General features: G+C 60.2%; 14 protein-coding genes. 8 read left to right on the top strand and 6 right to left on the bottom strand.

Annotated features, from left to right (window positions below):
- The gene (locus AC3WP7_RS02875; RefSeq protein ID WP_092241134.1) at positions 1 to 828 is read left to right on the top strand and encodes an isocitrate lyase/PEP mutase family protein; all 828 of its coding nucleotides are present in this window, start codon (positions 1 to 3) and stop codon (positions 826 to 828) included.
- A 21-nt stretch (positions 829 to 849) separates the two neighbouring features.
- Complete coding sequence (locus AC3WP7_RS02880) at positions 850 to 1,530, top strand: extensin-like domain-containing protein (protein WP_219731699.1); 681 nt, start codon at positions 850 to 852, stop codon at positions 1,528 to 1,530.
- A 3-nt stretch (positions 1,531 to 1,533) separates the two neighbouring features.
- Here AC3WP7_RS02880 and AC3WP7_RS02885 read toward each other — a convergent pair whose 3' ends face one another.
- Positions 1,534 to 2,154: an energy transducer TonB gene (locus AC3WP7_RS02885; RefSeq protein ID WP_092241138.1), complete on the bottom strand. Its 621-nt coding sequence runs from the start codon at positions 2,152 to 2,154 to the stop codon at positions 1,534 to 1,536.
- 96 nt (positions 2,155 to 2,250) lie between these two features.
- Here AC3WP7_RS02885 and AC3WP7_RS02890 point away from each other — a divergent pair, with 96 nt between their 5' ends.
- On the top strand, positions 2,251 to 3,033 hold the full coding sequence (locus AC3WP7_RS02890) for a class I SAM-dependent methyltransferase (protein ID WP_102591684.1): 783 nt from the start codon (positions 2,251 to 2,253) through the stop codon (positions 3,031 to 3,033).
- A gap of 44 nt (positions 3,034 to 3,077) precedes the next feature.
- On the opposite strand, the gene AC3WP7_RS02895 is transcribed toward AC3WP7_RS02890, so the two are convergent.
- Positions 3,078 to 3,731, bottom strand: coding sequence for a TetR/AcrR family transcriptional regulator (locus tag AC3WP7_RS02895; protein WP_093119353.1), 654 nt, complete (start codon positions 3,729 to 3,731; stop codon positions 3,078 to 3,080).
- 94 nt (positions 3,732 to 3,825) lie between these two features.
- Here AC3WP7_RS02895 and AC3WP7_RS02900 point away from each other — a divergent pair, with 94 nt between their 5' ends.
- The 4 genes from AC3WP7_RS02900 to AC3WP7_RS02915 all read left to right on the top strand — a co-directional run bounded on the left by AC3WP7_RS02900 (position 3,826) and on the right by AC3WP7_RS02915 (position 10,052).
- Entirely contained in the window at positions 3,826 to 4,926 is a 1,101-nt protein-coding gene (locus tag AC3WP7_RS02900) for an efflux RND transporter periplasmic adaptor subunit (protein WP_093119351.1), read from the top strand.
- A 6-nt stretch (positions 4,927 to 4,932) separates the two neighbouring features.
- The gene (locus AC3WP7_RS02905) at positions 4,933 to 7,998 is read left to right on the top strand and encodes an efflux RND transporter permease subunit (RefSeq protein ID WP_093119349.1); all 3,066 of its coding nucleotides are present in this window, start codon (positions 4,933 to 4,935) and stop codon (positions 7,996 to 7,998) included.
- Between the two features lie 2 nt (positions 7,999 to 8,000).
- Positions 8,001 to 8,594, top strand: coding sequence for a LysE family translocator (locus AC3WP7_RS02910; protein ID WP_071488786.1), 594 nt, complete (start codon positions 8,001 to 8,003; stop codon positions 8,592 to 8,594).
- Positions 8,595 to 8,687: 93 nt separating this feature from the next.
- Positions 8,688 to 10,052, top strand: coding sequence for a Fic family protein (locus AC3WP7_RS02915; RefSeq protein WP_371914360.1), 1,365 nt, complete (start codon positions 8,688 to 8,690; stop codon positions 10,050 to 10,052).
- Between the two features lie 45 nt (positions 10,053 to 10,097).
- Here AC3WP7_RS02915 and AC3WP7_RS02920 read toward each other — a convergent pair whose 3' ends face one another.
- The 3 genes from AC3WP7_RS02920 to plsB are packed head-to-tail and all read right to left on the bottom strand — an operon-like array spanning position 10,098 to position 13,767.
- A complete protein-coding gene (locus tag AC3WP7_RS02920; RefSeq protein ID WP_071488787.1) occupies positions 10,098 to 10,787 on the bottom strand; it encodes a DUF4197 domain-containing protein in 690 nt (229 codons plus the stop codon).
- Positions 10,788 to 10,809: 22 nt separating this feature from the next.
- On the bottom strand, positions 10,810 to 11,211 hold the full coding sequence (locus tag AC3WP7_RS02925; protein ID WP_071488788.1) for a YbaY family lipoprotein: 402 nt from the start codon (positions 11,209 to 11,211) through the stop codon (positions 10,810 to 10,812).
- Between the two features lie 51 nt (positions 11,212 to 11,262).
- Positions 11,263 to 13,767 (bottom strand): glycerol-3-phosphate 1-O-acyltransferase PlsB, encoded by a 2,505-nt coding sequence (gene plsB, locus AC3WP7_RS02930; protein ID WP_092241150.1) that lies wholly within the window; start codon positions 13,765 to 13,767, stop codon positions 11,263 to 11,265.
- A 182-nt stretch (positions 13,768 to 13,949) separates the two neighbouring features.
- On the opposite strand from plsB, the gene AC3WP7_RS02935 reads away from it, so the two are divergent.
- Complete coding sequence (locus AC3WP7_RS02935; protein ID WP_003219353.1) at positions 13,950 to 14,159, top strand: cold-shock protein; 210 nt, start codon at positions 13,950 to 13,952, stop codon at positions 14,157 to 14,159.
- A gap of 178 nt (positions 14,160 to 14,337) precedes the next feature.
- Here the strand turns inward: AC3WP7_RS02935 and AC3WP7_RS02940 are convergent, their stop codons facing one another.
- On the bottom strand, positions 14,338 to 14,715 hold the full coding sequence (locus AC3WP7_RS02940) for a hypothetical protein (RefSeq protein ID WP_058425300.1): 378 nt from the start codon (positions 14,713 to 14,715) through the stop codon (positions 14,338 to 14,340).
- Positions 14,716 to 14,731 lie beyond the last annotated feature (16 nt).

Consider the following 14,731-nt stretch of genomic DNA (forward strand, 5'->3'; position numbering starts at 1 on the left):
ATGGATGCCCAAACCCTTCGCGCCGAAACCTTCAAGGCCTTGCATGAGCGCGACCGCGCATTCGTGATGCCCAACCCGTGGGATGCGGGCTCCGCTGTAATGTTGGCCAGCCTGGGTTTCGAAGCGCTGGCTACCACCAGTGCAGGCTACGCGTTCAGCCTGGGGCGACCGGATGCGGAAGGCGCGTTGTCCCTGGAGGACACGTTGGTCAATGCCGGTATGATCGCCAACGCCACCCCGTTGCCGGTGGCCGCCGACCTGGAAAACGGCTTCAGCGACACCCCTGAAGGCTGCGCCCAGACCATCCTGCGCGCAGCGGGAGTCGGCATTGTCGGCGGCTCCATCGAGGACGCCACGGGCATTGCCGCCGACCCGATCTATCCCTTCGAACTTTCGGTCGAGCGTGTGGAAGCCGCCGTCGCCGCCGCCCGCAGCCTGCCTTTTGCCTTCACCCTGACGGCCCGTGCGGAAAACCTCCTGCATGGCCGCCTGGATTTGCCCGACACCATCCGCCGTCTGCAAGCCTACGCCGAAGCCGGTGCCGACGTGCTGTATGCGCCGGCCCTGCGCAGTGCCGAGGAAGTGCTGGCGGTGGTCAAGGCCGTGGCGCCCAAGCCGGTGAATGTGTTGATGTCCGGTGGCTTGAACCTGAGCGTGGCGCAGTTGAGCGAGATGGGCGTGCGGCGGATCAGCGTCGGCTCGGCGCTGGCGTTGGCCGCCTATGGTGAGTTCTATCGCGCAGCCCAGGAAATCTATGAACGGGGCACGTTCACCTTTACCGAGCGCAAGATGCCGTTCAGCCAGGCCAACCAGTTCTTCAAGGGCTAGGCGGTGCGTTTTTTCAAAGTCATGGGCATGCTGCTGATCCTGGCGGGTGCCGTTGCCGTGGGTGTCTGGCGTGGATGGGTCCCACTGCCGGCCGATTGGAACCCATGGGCGCCGCTGGACGTGCGGGCGACCCCTAACGTGTTGACCCGCTACAAATTGGGTCGTCTGCAGGATGATCCGGCATTGTGCGACCAGGTGCTGGAAACCTCGGGCCTGCGCGTCAGTCATCAGGCGGACTCGCCGGCAGATGCCGCTTGCCCCCTGCGCAATACCTTGCGCGTACAGGGTTCGGCGGTGGGGCTGAGCAGCAGTTTTCTCGCCAGTTGCCCACTGGCGGTGGCGTTCGCCCTGTTTGAGCGTCACAGCTTGCAACCGGCGGCCCAGTCGGTATTCGGCCAGGCAGTGACGCGGGTCGATCACCTGGGCAGCTTTGCCTGTCGCAATATGTATAACCGTGCCGAAGGGCGACTCAGCCAGCATGCGTCGGCCAATGCGCTGGATATTGCCGGCTTTCGCCTGGCGGATGGGCGCAGCATCAGCGTGCTCAAGGACTGGCCGGGGGAGGGCGATAAGGCGCGGTTCCTGCGTCAGGTCCGCGACAGTGCCTGTGATGATTTCAATGTCGTGCTGAGCCCTGACTACAACGCCGCGCACCGCAACCACTTCCACCTGGATATGGGGCGTTGGTGGGTGTGTCGCTGAGACTCAGGCGGCCAGGCGCAGGTTCTGGGTGACCAGTGGGCGAGCCCAGTAGTAATCGAAATCCAGGGCCTTTTGTTGCGCGACCAGCTCTTCTTCCGGGAATGGCGTGGCAGGTGGAGGCAGCAGGTCCAGTTCGAATTCTGCGATGGGCAGGTGCAGAGGGCGCGGCTCCGGGGCTGGGCCCGGTTCCGGCAGCGGCTGGCCGGCCGTCAGCACGATGGGGCGGACCCAGCCGCTTTCGAAATTCTGCTGGCGTTGCTGCGCGACGATTTCTTCTTCCGGATACGGTGTGGCGGCCGGTGGCAGCAAGTCAGTCTCGAACTCGGCAATCGGCAGGAACAGCGGCTCCGGCGGGGCAATCTCGGTATCTTTCACGTCGCACTCACGCTGGGTGAGGATCTGCGACAGCAGGTCGGCGCCTTCGCTGGGTTCTACCGCCGGGTCCGCCGGTGCTGGCGCCTGCACGGCGAGCGTGTCCGGCGTATCGCCGAGCTGCTCGGCCAGTGCCCGGGCGAAGAAGTCCTGCCACACATGACTCACCCCGGCCAGCGCTTGAGTATTGCGCAGGCCGTAGTGGTTGTGGGTCGGCAGTACACCGATGGTTAGGGGAAGAATGTCTGACATTTTTCTCGGTCGACGCTCAGCTCTGGCAAAATACCTGACTGTTGTTTTTATCGGCCGCTGTTTGCCGATCCTTAATATTTTTGAGCGTAGCGATTGATGAGCGAACAACCAGCGGCCAGCCGCATCCGGGTCGAGGCCTTGGGCGAGTTTTTCCAGGCCCGCGCCGAGCAATGGGCGCAGCGGCTTGGCTTGCCGTTGCTGCAGGCGGATGCGGACTTTTCCCTGCAAGTGGGGGAGCATGGCCTGCAATTGCAACAGCTCGGGCCTGATGCACCGGGGCCGGTGCGCGTGGATTTTGTCGAGGGTGGCGCGGCGCATCGGCGCCTCTATGGTGGCGGTAGCGGGCAGATGATCGCCAAGGCCGTGGGCATCGCCCAAGGCGTGCGCCCACGGGTACTCGACGCTACGGCTGGCCTTGGCAAGGACGCCTTCGTACTGGCCAGCCTGGGTTGCGAGATGAGCCTGATCGAGCGCCAGCCGCTGATCGGCGCCTTGCTCGAAGATGGGCTGGCGCGCGGCGCGGAGGATTTTGAAGTGGCGCCGATTGTGGCGCGCATGAAGCTGCTCAAGGGCAATTCCATCGACGTGATGCGTAACTGGGAAGGCGAGCCGCCCCAGGTGATCTACCTCGACCCGATGTTCCCGCACCGTGAGAAAACTGCCCTGGTGAAGAAGGAAATGCGCCTGTTCCGGCCGCTGGTTGGCGATGATCCTGACGCCCCCGCGCTACTGGCCGCCGCCCTGGCCCTGGCCAGCCACCGTGTGGTGGTCAAGCGCCCGCGCAAGGCGCCGTGCATTGACGGGCCAAAGCCGAGCCATGCGCTGGATGGCAAATCCAGTCGCTATGACATCTACCCTAAAAAAGCACTCAAGCCTTAAGCCACAAGCTGCAAGCTAAAGTGCTTTCAACTTGCAGCTTGCAGCTAACAACTTACCGCTGCCTCTCTCCTATAAGCCCGCATAAACAGCCCCACCACCTCCTGTACATGGGCTTCGGCGGCTTCTTCGCTCAGTTGTCCGCCGCAGCCATACAGCAAGCAGAAATTCGCCGTGCCTTTGAGCAGGCAGAAGAAGTGCTCGGCCGCCGTAAATGGCTTGTCGATGCTCAGTGCGCCGCTCTGGTCGATCTTGCCGAGCAGGCGTTCCATGCCCTGCAGCATGCGCATGGGGCCGGCCTCGAAGAAGATCTGTGAGAGTTTCACATCCTGGTTGCCGGTGGTCATCATCAGGCGATGCAGGTTGACCGACTCTTCACTGTTGATCAGCCGATGGAACCCCCGCGCGATATTCAGCAATACAGTGTGTACGGGTACGCCCTCGGGCAACTCGAAGTACATCACCGGCAGTTGTTCTTCGCACTTGGCCACCACCGCGGCGGTGAACAAGGTCTCTTTATCGTTGAAGTGGCTATAGACGGTCAGTTTCGACACGCCGGCTTCCAGTGCCACTGCGTCCATGCTGGTACTGGCGTAGCCATTGCTCAAAAACAGGATTTTCGCTGCTTCGAGGATTGCCTGGCGTTTTGCCATGTCCTTGGGGCGCCCGGGGCTATTGGTGTTCAGAGGATTGTCGGACATTTTCACCCTTTAATACTGGACTGGCGAGTTTGGTATTAATACCATACCCGCCAGTATAATTATTCCTAGCTCTACTTGCGAAAGGTCCTACAGCATGCGCAGCACCTTCCTGCCCTTTGCTTTGCCTGTCAGTTTGGTCGTGCTGTTGGCCGCCTGCGGCCATGAAGAAGCGGCCCAGATTACCATCCGCCCAGCCATGGTGGTGCAGCCTCAGCCTTCTTCGCAATCGATGGACAGCTACCCCGGCGAAGTGCGCGCCCGCTATGAACCGGACCTGGCCTTTCGCATCGGTGGCAAAGTCAGCAAGCGTTTGGTGGAGGAGGGCGAACGGGTCAAGGCCAACCAGCCGCTGGCGGAGCTGGACCCTCAGGACGTGCGCCTGCAACTGGAAGCGACCCGCGCCCAGGTTGCCGCCGCTGAGGCCAACCTGAGCCTGGTGCGGGCCGAGCGCGACCGCTACAAGACCCTGATGGACCGTCAGATGGTCAGCCGTTCCCAGTACGACAATTCCGAAAACCTCTACCGATCCGGTGAAGCACGCCTCAAGCAGATCAAGGCCGAGTTCGACGTGGCCAGCAACCAGGCCGGCTATGCCGTTCTGCGTGCACCTCAGGACGGGGTGGTGGCCAAGCGTGCGGTGGAAGTCGGCCAAGTGGTGTCCGCCGGGCAAACTGTGTTTACCCTGGCGACCGATGGTGAGCGCGAAGTGCTGATCAGCCTGCCGGAACAAGGTTTCGGCCGCTTCAAGATCGGCCAGCCGGTCTCTGTGGAGTTGTGGAGCCAGCCGGATCAGCGTTTTACCGGGCGTATTCGCGAGCTGTCACCGGCGGCCGATCCCAAGTCGCGCACGTTTGCGGCGCGTGTGGCGTTCACCGGCGGCAAGGTCCCGGCCGAACTGGGCCAGAGCGCACGGGTATTCATACAGGTCGACGGCGATGTTCCGTTGTCGGTGCCGCTGTCTGCCCTCAGTGCGGAGAACGGTGCGTCCTACGTATGGCGCGTCCAGCCCGACAACACGCTCAAGCGCACGCCGGTGCGCATCGGTGCCTTCGGTGAGAAAACCGTCCCGGTCCTGGAAGGCCTGGCCCCGACGGATTGGGTGATCGCCGCCGGTGTGCACGTGCTTCACGAGGGCCAGCAAGTGCGCCCGGTGGACCGCTCCAACCGTGTGGTGAATCTGGCGGCCAAGGAGTAGTCCCCGATGGGTTTCAATCTTTCCGAATGGGCGTTGCGCAATCGCCAGATCGTACTGTTCCTGATGATCCTGCTGGCAGTGGTCGGCACCCTGTCCTACTCCAAGCTGGGGCAAAGTGAAGACCCGCCGTTCACCTTCAAGGCCATGGTGATCAAGACCAACTGGCCTGGCGCAACGGCGCAGGAAGTCTCGCGGCAGGTCACCGAACGCATCGAGAAAAAACTCATGGAGACCGGCGAGTACGAACGTATCGTCTCCTTCTCGCGCCCCGGCGAATCCCAGGTCACCTTCATGGCCCGCGACTCCATGCATTCGGCGCAGATCCCCGAGCTGTGGTACCAGGTGCGCAAGAAGATCAGCGACATCCGCCAGACCTTGCCGCCGGATATCCAGGGGCCGTTTTTCAACGATGAATTCGGCACCACCTTCGGCAATATCTACGCCCTGACCGGCGACGGTTTCGACTACGCGGTGCTCAAGGACTACGCCGACCGCATCCAGATCCAACTGCAGCGCGTGGCGGATGTGGGCAAGGTCGAGTTGCTCGGCCTGCAGGATGAAAAAATCTGGATCGAGCTGTCCAACCTCAAGCTCGCCACCCTCGGCTTGCCTTTGGCGGCGGTGCAACAGGCGTTGCAGGAACAGAATGCGGTGTCCACTGCGGGCTTCTTTGAAACCCCGAGTGAACGTGTGCAACTGCGTGTATCGGGCAACTTCAAGAGCGTGGAAGAGATCCGCAATTTCCCGATCCGCGTGGGTGACCGCACCTTCCGCATCGGTGATGTGGCCGACATCCACCGCGGGTTCAACGATCCACCGGCACCCCGCATGCGCTACATGGGCGCAGACGCCATCGGCCTGGCCGTGGCGATGCGCGATGGCGGCGACATCCTGGTATTGGGTAAGGCCCTGGAAGGTGAATTCGCACGCCTGCAGAAGAACCTTCCGGCGGGTATGGAGCTGCGCAAGGTGTCGGACCAACCGGCAGCGGTGAAGACCAGCGTCGGCGAATTCGTGCAGGTACTGGCCGAAGCGCTGGCCATCGTGTTGCTGGTGAGTTTCTTCTCTCTCGGCGTGCGCACCGGCATGGTGGTGGCCCTGGCGATTCCGCTGGTGCTGGCGATGACGTTTGCCACCATGTATTACCTCGGCATCGGCCTGCACAAGATTTCCCTGGGCGCACTGGTGTTGGCGTTGGGCTTGCTGGTGGATGACGCGATCATCGCCGTGGAGATGATGGCGATCAAAATGGAGCAGGGCTACGACCGGCTCAAGGCCGCCAGCTTTGCCTGGACCAGTACCGCGTTCCCGATGCTCACCGGTACGTTGATCACCGCCGCCGGCTTCCTGCCGATTGCCACTGCGCAGTCGAGCACCGGCGAATACACCCGCTCGATTTTCCAGGTGGTGACCATTGCGTTGCTCGCCTCGTGGGTGGCTGCCGTAGTGTTTGTGCCCTACCTGGGGGAAAAGCTCCTGCCGGACCTGGCGAAAATTCACGCAGCCAAACATGGCACCGATGGTCCTGACCCCTACGGCACACCGTTCTACCAGCGCGTAAGGCGTTTGGTGGAGTGGTGCGTGCGTCGCCGCAAAACCGTGATCGTCCTGACCCTGTTGCTGTTTATCGGCTCGGTCGCGCTATTCCGTTTTGTGCCGCAGCAGTTCTTCCCGGCTTCCGGTCGCCTGGAACTGATGGTCGACCTGAAGCTGGCCGAAGGCGCCTCCCTGAGCAACACCGCCGAGCAGGTCAAGCGCCTGGAAACCCTGCTCAAGGATCACGCCGGCATCGACAACTACGTGGCGTATGTCGGTACTGGATCGCCGCGTTTCTACCTGCCGCTGGATCAACAACTGCCGGCCGCCAGTTTTGCCCAGTTCGTGGTGCTGGCCAAAACCATCGAAGAGCGCGAAAGCCTGCGTACCTGGTTGATCGAAACCCTCAACGAACAATTCCCCGACCTGCGCTCACGGGTCACCCGCCTGGAAAACGGCCCGCCCGTGGGTTACCCGGTGCAGTTCCGTGTGACCGGCGAACATATCGAAGAGGTCCGCGCGCTCGCCCGCAAAGTGGCGGCCAAGGTTCGCGAAAACCCTCACGTGGTCAACGTGCACCTGGACTGGGAAGAACCGAGCAAGATCGTCTACCTCAATATCGACCAGGACCGCGCCCGCGCCCTCGGCGTGAGCACGGCCAACCTGTCGAAATTCCTGCAGAGTTCATTGACCGGTTCCAGCGTCAGCCAGTACCGGGAGGACAACGAGTTGATCGAAATCCTGCTGCGCGGCACCGTGCACGAACGCACCGAACTGTCATTGCTGCCGAGCCTGGCAGTGCCGACGGACAACGGCAAAAGCGTGGCGCTGTCACAAATTGCCACCCTCGAATACGGTTTCGAAGAAGGCATCATCTGGCACCGCAACCGCTTGCCGACGGTGACCGTACGCGCCGATATCTACGGCAAGGAACAGCCCGCGACGCTGGTCCAGCAGATCCTGCCGACGTTGGAAGGCGTGCGGGCCGAACTGCCGGATGGCTACCTGCTCGACGTGGGCGGGACGGTGGAGGATTCCGCCCGTGGACAGAATTCGGTGAAAGCCGGGGTGCCGCTGTTTATCGTGGTCGTGCTGACCTTGTTGATGCTGCAGTTGCGCAGTTTCTCGCGTACCGCGATGGTGTTTCTGACGGCACCGCTGGGCTTGATCGGGGTGACCTTGTTCCTGCTGGTATTCCGCCAACCCTTCGGTTTCGTCGCCATGCTCGGGACCATTGCGCTGTCGGGGATGATCATGCGCAACTCGGTGATCCTGGTGGACCAGATCGAGCAGGACATCAAGGCGGGGCTGGCACCGTGGCAAGCGATCATCGAAGCCACCGTCCGCCGCTTCCGCCCGATTGTGCTGACCGCCCTCGCGGCGGTATTGGCGATGATCCCGCTGTCGCGCAGTGTGTTCTTCGGGCCGATGGCCGTGGCGATCATGGGCGGGTTGATAGTGGCGACGGCGTTGACACTATTGTTCTTGCCGGCCCTGTATGCTGCGTGGTTCCGAGTGAGGAAGGACGTCGCGTAATCATGCTGGCCACCGTTTCAGCCCTGATGTTGTTGTTGCTTGCCCCAGGCCCTACCAACACCCTGTTATTTCGTGCCGGTGTGTTGTGTGGCTTGCGGGCTTCGTGGAGGCTGGCATTTGTCGAGTGCCTGGCGTACCTGCTGCAAGTTTCGGTATGGGGCGTGGCATTGCTGTACCTGTCGGCGTACTCGCCATGGGCGCTGAAGGCAACGCAATTGGCGGCAGCCTGCTACTTGCTCTATGTCTCCTACAAGCTTTGGCAGCGTAAGAACAGTGTCATCCACCCCGGTTCCGACCGTTTCTCCGGGCTGTACTTCTTCTGGCTGACGGTGATGAATCCCAAGGGATTGCTGATCGTGTCATTCATTGCACCGTTCGGCACCTTTGCCACGCTACCCGGCTATGCCGGGTTCATGGCCACGCTGGTGCTGGTGGTGATTCCAGTGGGGGCGGGGTGGATCATGCTGGGCAGCCGCTTTGAAGGAATTCAAAAGGCCTGGCTCACGCCATTGAAGATCAACCGTGCGACCTCTATTGCGATTGGCTGCTTTGCCACGCTGATGGTGGGGCGGTTGGCGGAATCGATGGTGAATTGAGGGAGCGCGCGTCTCAGATTTTATGTTTATTGAGATAGTTGCAGTTTTCTGGTGTACTCAAGTCTCAGAAATCGAAAAATTGAGATTTTGATGATCAAGTTGCCACCGAGGGTGCCGGAAGGGGTTTTCGTTTTAATTGGCCAGGAACCCCATCTTCAGCATCTTTCTGACTATATGAAGCTGACTCAGCCAACCGATAGCCAGGGGCGTTACTTACACTTTGATCAACTACGTCACCGCTTCCCAAAGCATTTGGATCAGGCGATATGCTGGGGCATCGTAAAATACGAGCGCTCTCGTCTGTACCAGCAAATATTGCCCGTCGGTACGCCTGAGGCCTGGTGCAAGTTTTTACTGACACCGACCGCACAGCGCGTGGTATCCACGGTCGACAGGTACGCCTCAACTGCAGCACTTGAGTACATGAGCAGCAAGATTGGGAAGGCCGCTCACATCAAGTATCTGCTCAATGATTTGATTGAAGATGAAGCCATCAGCAGCAGTCAGCTGGAAGGGGCAGCAACCACGACGCTCGTAGCAAAAGATATGTTGAAAAGAGAGCGGCTACCCAGAACACCCGATGAAAAAATGATCATTGGTAATTACCGGATGATGCGTTTCGCTTGGGATAAGAGAAACGCTCCTCTCAGTGCCGAACTGATCGCTGAAATGCATGAGGTGGGTGTTCAAGGCATTGACGATGACAAATATTCTCCCGGCAGCTTTCGTCTAAATGATGACGTAGTTGTCCAAGATGGTGATAGCAATGTGGTCCATACGCCCCCTCCTGCAGAAGGCATCGCCAAAAGATTGGGGCGATTAGCTGACTGGATCAACACCTGCCACGACGACGCTACGACAAGCCGCTACCTCCATCCGTTGATCAAAGGTATTTCTCTGCATTTTGCGCTGGGTTACGAGCACCCTTTTCGGGATGGCAATGGTCGCGTGGCGCGTGCGTTGTTTTATTGGTTTATGTTTAAAAGCGATTACGCGGCATTCAGGTATATCTCCATCAGTGTTCTGCTTAAGAATGCCGCCGTTCAGTACGGTACGTCTTACCTCTATACCGAGACAGATGAACTGGATCTGACTTACTTTATTGACTACCAGTGCTCTGTGGTCCAGCGGGCGGTTGATAGCTTCAAGGCGTCTTACGAAAAAAGTGTTAAGGAGGCTGAGTCGTTCGAGCAATGGCTCTGGGAGTCAGGGCTTTACAAAGAGTTGAACGAGAAACAGAAGACTGTATTTCAGGTCGCCAAGAGTGGCACCGCGAAGCAGTTCACTGCGGTCAATGTGAAGGAAAATCTGGGCTGTTCCTACAACACGGCGTCAGCCGTCCTGAACGGTCTTGTTGAATTGAACATCTTCGTCAAGAAGAAGCAGGGTCGTGAATGGGTTTTTTCAATGCGTGATCAAGCAGAAATACAAAAAAACTGGTTGAAGACTTCTCGTTAATTTAACGAATGCCCACGTCTTCTTGAACCGTGGGCATTACGGGTATTACAGCGCCCCAAACACCTTCTTCGCCAAACTGGTAGCCGCCGCCGCCGGGTTCTCGCGAATGGTTTCTTCCTGCTTGGCAATCATCTTGAACAAACCGTCCAGTGCCTGCTCGGTTACGTAGCTCTCCACATTGGCGCTTTTGGCGTCCACCGCACCGAAAGCCGCAGCCTTGCCGGCCAGGGCATTGTACTGCTGGGCTACGCCGACCTTGTCGGTAGCCGCCTTGACGATGGGCAGGAACTTGGCGCGGATCTGTTCACGGCTGCTTTTGTTCAGGTACTGGGTAGCGGAATCCTGGCCACCGCTGAGGATGCCCTTGGCGTCCGTCACGCTCATGTTCTTCACGGCATTCACCAGGATCGGCTGGGCCTGGGTCACGGCGGTTTCAGCAGCCTTGTTCATGCTGGTTTCCAGCTGCGTGACCTGGTCACCCATGCCGAACATCTTCAGCTTGTCGGCGACTTTGCCCAGCTTGCCAGGCAGGCCGATCTTCACTTCCGGGTTGTTGCTGAAACCACCGGGTACACCCAGTTGTTTCACGGCGATTTGCGCGCCTTGGGTCAGGGCGTCCTTGAGGCCGCCGCTGGCGTCGCCCTGGGACAGGCTGCTGAGGTCCAGGGCCATGGCGTTGGCACCGAGCAGCAGGCCGGCACACAGGGCAGTCAGGCGAAGGGAGTTACGGAGCATGGGCGCTTCCTTTTTATCGAATTCAGTGGGCCGCCGCGTCAACGCGCAGACGCAGTGGTTGAGGATCCTGGCCGTTGAGCTGTACAGCGTGTCGCTCGGTGGTAATAAACAGTAGCTTGCCATCCACTTCGATGCGAGCGCTGACCGAGTAGCTGTGGCCGGGTTTGACCTGGGCCGGGTCGTAGCTCAGGTGAAACGGCAGCGGCACCTGGCCTTTGACCGGGCCTTTCTGCTCGGCGAGGGTCACAGCCGGTGCATCTGCCAGGGAAACGTCTTGCAGGCTCACACTCAAGGTCGCGGTTGGCGGCAGGGCGATGCGTTGCAGGTAGAACACTTCGCCATCGAGGCTGGCCTTGGGGGTGGGGCTCATGGACTGGCAAGCTCCGAGCAGGGCGGTAAGGCCCAGGAGGATGATCTTTTTCACGGTGTCGCTCCTTTTCAACGGCGCCGGCATCCAACCAACGCCTTTTCAAATCTAGCGGTTTTCTTCAGGTTCGATGGGTATTTCGGCCGCGCCATCCACACGATGCAATGCCACCTGGCGAATCGACAGGCGAATATCTGCTGGCAATACGCGCTTGGCCGCGCCTTCGGCCAGTTCGCCGAGCAGGTCGTGATAGCTCAGCTTGCCGGCGTCATCGCGGCGCAGCACATCTTGTTCCAGCAAGGTCTGGATGAAATGTCGGAAAAGGCTCTTGTCGAAGAATTCCGGGGCATTGAGGCCATGCAGGATCGACAGGCGCTGGGCCATGATCGTGCACAGGTCTTCCAGCTCTTCGGCGCTGATGCTGTTCTGGCCGCTGTTGAGCAGCAGAGAAATCGCCATGTAGAAGCGTTGCAGGGTCTGGGCGATGCTCTTGGACAGCAGCGTCAGCAACACGAAGTGCCGTGAACTCGGCGCCGGGCGCAGGTATACGTTGTTTTCGAAACGCAGCAAACCTTGTTCGACAAAGGCTTCCAGCCACTGGTCGATCACGGTATCGAGCTCTTCCAGCGACCAGCGGATAAACAGCTCCGATTGCAGGTACGGGTACAGCGCGTGGGTGTAGCGCTGGATCTGCTCGCGGCTCATCCGCGAGCTGCTCTGGAAGAAACTCGCCAGCAGTGCCGGCAGGGCAAAGATGTGCAGCACATTGTTGCGGTAGTAGGTCATCAGGACAGCGTTCTGCTCGTCCAGGTACAGAATCTTGCCCAACGCATCGCTCTGTTCCGACAGCAAATCCATGTCCTTCACATGCTTGATCAGCGCCAGGCCATCACCTTCGGGCAAGGTGGTGTGCGGCGAGTAGGGCACACGGCGCAACAGCGCCAGGTACAGGTCCAACTGGCGCGCCATGGCTTGTTCGTCCAGGGCCAGGCGGGTGGTGGACAGCAGCGCCAGGGCGACCAGGTTCACCGGGTTCACGGCGGCGGCTTCGTTCAAGTGGCGTGCCACCTGTTCGCCGAGGCGGTTGGTGGTTTCGTTGAGCCAGGCCGGCTTGTAGTTCGGCCCCAGCTCCTGGGCACGCCAGTCCGGTTGTTCGCTGTCGAGGAATTCGGCCAGCTTGATCGGTTCGCCGAAGTTGACCGCGACCTGGCCGAAGCGCTGCTTGAGGGCGCCGACCACCTTGAAAATATCGAAGATCGACTCTTTCTTCTTGCTCGCGCCGCGCAATTCACCGAGGTAGGTACGACCTTCGAGTACGCGTTCATAACCGATGTACACCGGCACGAACACGATCGGCATGCGCGATGAGCGCAGGAAGCTGCGCAGGGTGATCGCCAGCATCCCGGTCTTCGGCTGCAGCATGCGCCCGGTACGCGAGCGTCCGCCTTCGACGAAGTACTCCACCGGGAAACCCTTGGTGAACAAGGTATGCAGGTATTCGTTGAACACCGAGGTGTACAGCGGGTTGCCCTTGAAGGTGCGGCGCATGAAAAACGCACCGCCACGGCGCAGCAGGCTGCCGATCACCGGCATGTTCAGGTTGATCCCGGCGGCGATGTGCGGTGGGGTCAGGCCATTCTTGAACAGCAGGTAGGACAGCAGCAGGTAATCGATATGGCTGCGGTGGCAAGGGACGTAGATCACCTCGTAGCCCTGGGCAACCTTTTGCACGCCTTCGATGTTGTTGACCTTGATGCCGTCGTAGATCTTGTTCCAGAACCAGCTCAGCACCACTTCGAGAAAGCGGATCGCGGTGTAGGTGTAGTCCGAGGCGATTTCGTTGCCGTAGCGCAAGGCCTGGGCCTTGGCTTTTTCCGGGCTGATCTTTTCCCGTTCGGCCTCGTCGATGATGGCCTGGCGCACCAGCGGCATGTTGACCAGGCCCTTCACCAGATTGCGCCGGTGTGACAGATCGGGACCGATCACCGCCGTCTTCAGGTTACGAAAGTGCACACGCAGGATGCGTTGGGCCATGCGCACCGTGCGTTCGTGCCCTTTATTGTGCTCGATCAATTCACGCAGGTTGATTGGCGCAGAGAATTGCACGCGGGTCTTGCGACCCAGGATCAGGATGCTCAACAGGCGACGTAGACGCCCGGTGACCGCCCAGCTGTCGGCAAACAACAGCTTCCACGGGCTGGACTCGCTCTCGGGGGACTGGCCCCAGAACACGCTGACCGGAATGATTTGTGCATTCTCTTCGGCGTGCTCGCTGAGGGTATCGACCAGGCGGGTCAGCGTGGGCGGTGCACCACGCTTGTCCTGGCGGCCGAGCCAGTCCGGTTCCGGCGTGAGGTAGAAGAACGCCGCCGGTTCCATCAGCGGGCCGACCGAAACCGGCAGCACCGGGCGCGGCAGGCCGGCCTTGGTGCACTCGGCATCGACCACGGCCAATTCGGTGAGGGAGGGTGATTGCAGGACGTAGAACACCGGCCGGCTGCGGTCCAGGTTGAGGGTTAGGGACGACTGGTTGATCGTCTCCGAGCGAACCCAGAGGTACAACAGTCGGCGCAAGGTGCCAAACACTAGACGGCGGAACGGGGAGCGGGTCATAGGCGTGCTGCTTCAAGTGGAAAAAACCGAGCAGGCGCTCGGGCGGGTAGTGTGCCGTATTCGCCGAAAATCGGCAAAAAAGCAGCGATGTAAACTTGAGTTGATCGTTTTTGAGCCTGTCTTATACTCGGCAGTTCAATGCGACTGACCCAACAATAAAAAACTGTGGGAGCAAAAACAGAATGGCAACGCGTGAAACCGGCAATGTGAAATGGTTCAACGATGCAAAGGGCTATGGCTTCATTCAACGCGAAGACGGCAAGGATGTGTTCGTGCACTACCGCGCCATTCGCGGTGAAGGCCATCGCTCCCTGGCCGAGGGACAGCAGGTGGAGTACGCCGTGGTGACTGGCGAGAAGGGGTTGCAGGCGGAGGATGTGGTGGGGCTTTAACGCGCGCTGAACCCCTGTTGTGGTGAGCGGGCTTGCCCCGCGTTGGGCTGCGAAGCGGCCCCAATAAGAACGCCGCGTTGTGTCAGGCACTCCGCGGCGTAGGGTTTTAGGGCCGCTTCGCAGCCCAACGCGGGGCAAGCCCGCTCACCACACAAGCCCTTCCCTCATGCTTTCAGGATCAGGCGGTTTTCCAGGTGATCTGCTCTTCACCGTCCACGCTGATCCGAATCCAGGTATCGGCGCTTTCTTCGCCTTCTTCCTCGACCCAGGTCCCCGGTGCACAACGCACTTCCACGTTCAGTGCGGCAAACGCAGCGCGGGCGCAGGCAATGTCGTCGTCCCACGGCGTCTGGTCACTTTCCAGGTACAGGCTGTTCCATTTGCCGACGGCTTTGGGCAGCCAGGTGACCGGCACGTTGCCGGCCTTGCATTTGTAGGTCTGGCCTTTCTGGACCCAATCGGTGCACGGGCCCAGGGCGGCGCCCAGCCAGGCGGCAATGGCCTTGTGGTCGACGTCGGCGTCCTTCAGATAAATCTCGATATCGGGTTGGCGCATGGATGTTCCTCGTTGC

This window comes from Pseudomonas sp. FW305-3-2-15-C-LB1, assembly GCF_058787615.1.

What these genes read in the sequence shown, in the direction of transcription:
- AC3WP7_RS02875 (WP_092241134.1), top strand. Translation starts at nt 1, where the DNA reads ATGGATGCCCAAACCCTTCGCGCCGAAACCTTCAAGGCCTTGCATGAG.
- AC3WP7_RS02880 (WP_219731699.1), top strand. Translation starts at nt 850, where the DNA reads ATGGGCATGCTGCTGATCCTGGCGGGTGCCGTTGCCGTGGGTGTCTGG.
- AC3WP7_RS02885 (WP_092241138.1), bottom strand. Translation starts at nt 2,154, where the DNA reads ATGTCAGACATTCTTCCCCTAACCATCGGTGTACTGCCGACCCACAAC.
- AC3WP7_RS02890 (WP_102591684.1), top strand. Translation starts at nt 2,251, where the DNA reads ATGAGCGAACAACCAGCGGCCAGCCGCATCCGGGTCGAGGCCTTGGGC.
- AC3WP7_RS02895 (WP_093119353.1), bottom strand. Translation starts at nt 3,731, where the DNA reads ATGTCCGACAATCCTCTGAACACCAATAGCCCCGGGCGCCCCAAGGAC.
- AC3WP7_RS02900 (WP_093119351.1), top strand. Translation starts at nt 3,826, where the DNA reads ATGCGCAGCACCTTCCTGCCCTTTGCTTTGCCTGTCAGTTTGGTCGTG.
- AC3WP7_RS02905 (WP_093119349.1), top strand. Translation starts at nt 4,933, where the DNA reads ATGGGTTTCAATCTTTCCGAATGGGCGTTGCGCAATCGCCAGATCGTA.
- AC3WP7_RS02910 (WP_071488786.1), top strand. Translation starts at nt 8,001, where the DNA reads ATGCTGGCCACCGTTTCAGCCCTGATGTTGTTGTTGCTTGCCCCAGGC.
- AC3WP7_RS02920 (WP_071488787.1), bottom strand. Translation starts at nt 10,787, where the DNA reads ATGCTCCGTAACTCCCTTCGCCTGACTGCCCTGTGTGCCGGCCTGCTG.
- plsB (WP_092241150.1), bottom strand. Translation starts at nt 13,767, where the DNA reads ATGACCCGCTCCCCGTTCCGCCGTCTAGTGTTTGGCACCTTGCGCCGA.
- AC3WP7_RS02935 (WP_003219353.1), top strand. Translation starts at nt 13,950, where the DNA reads ATGGCAACGCGTGAAACCGGCAATGTGAAATGGTTCAACGATGCAAAG.
- AC3WP7_RS02940 (WP_058425300.1), bottom strand. Translation starts at nt 14,715, where the DNA reads ATGCGCCAACCCGATATCGAGATTTATCTGAAGGACGCCGACGTCGAC.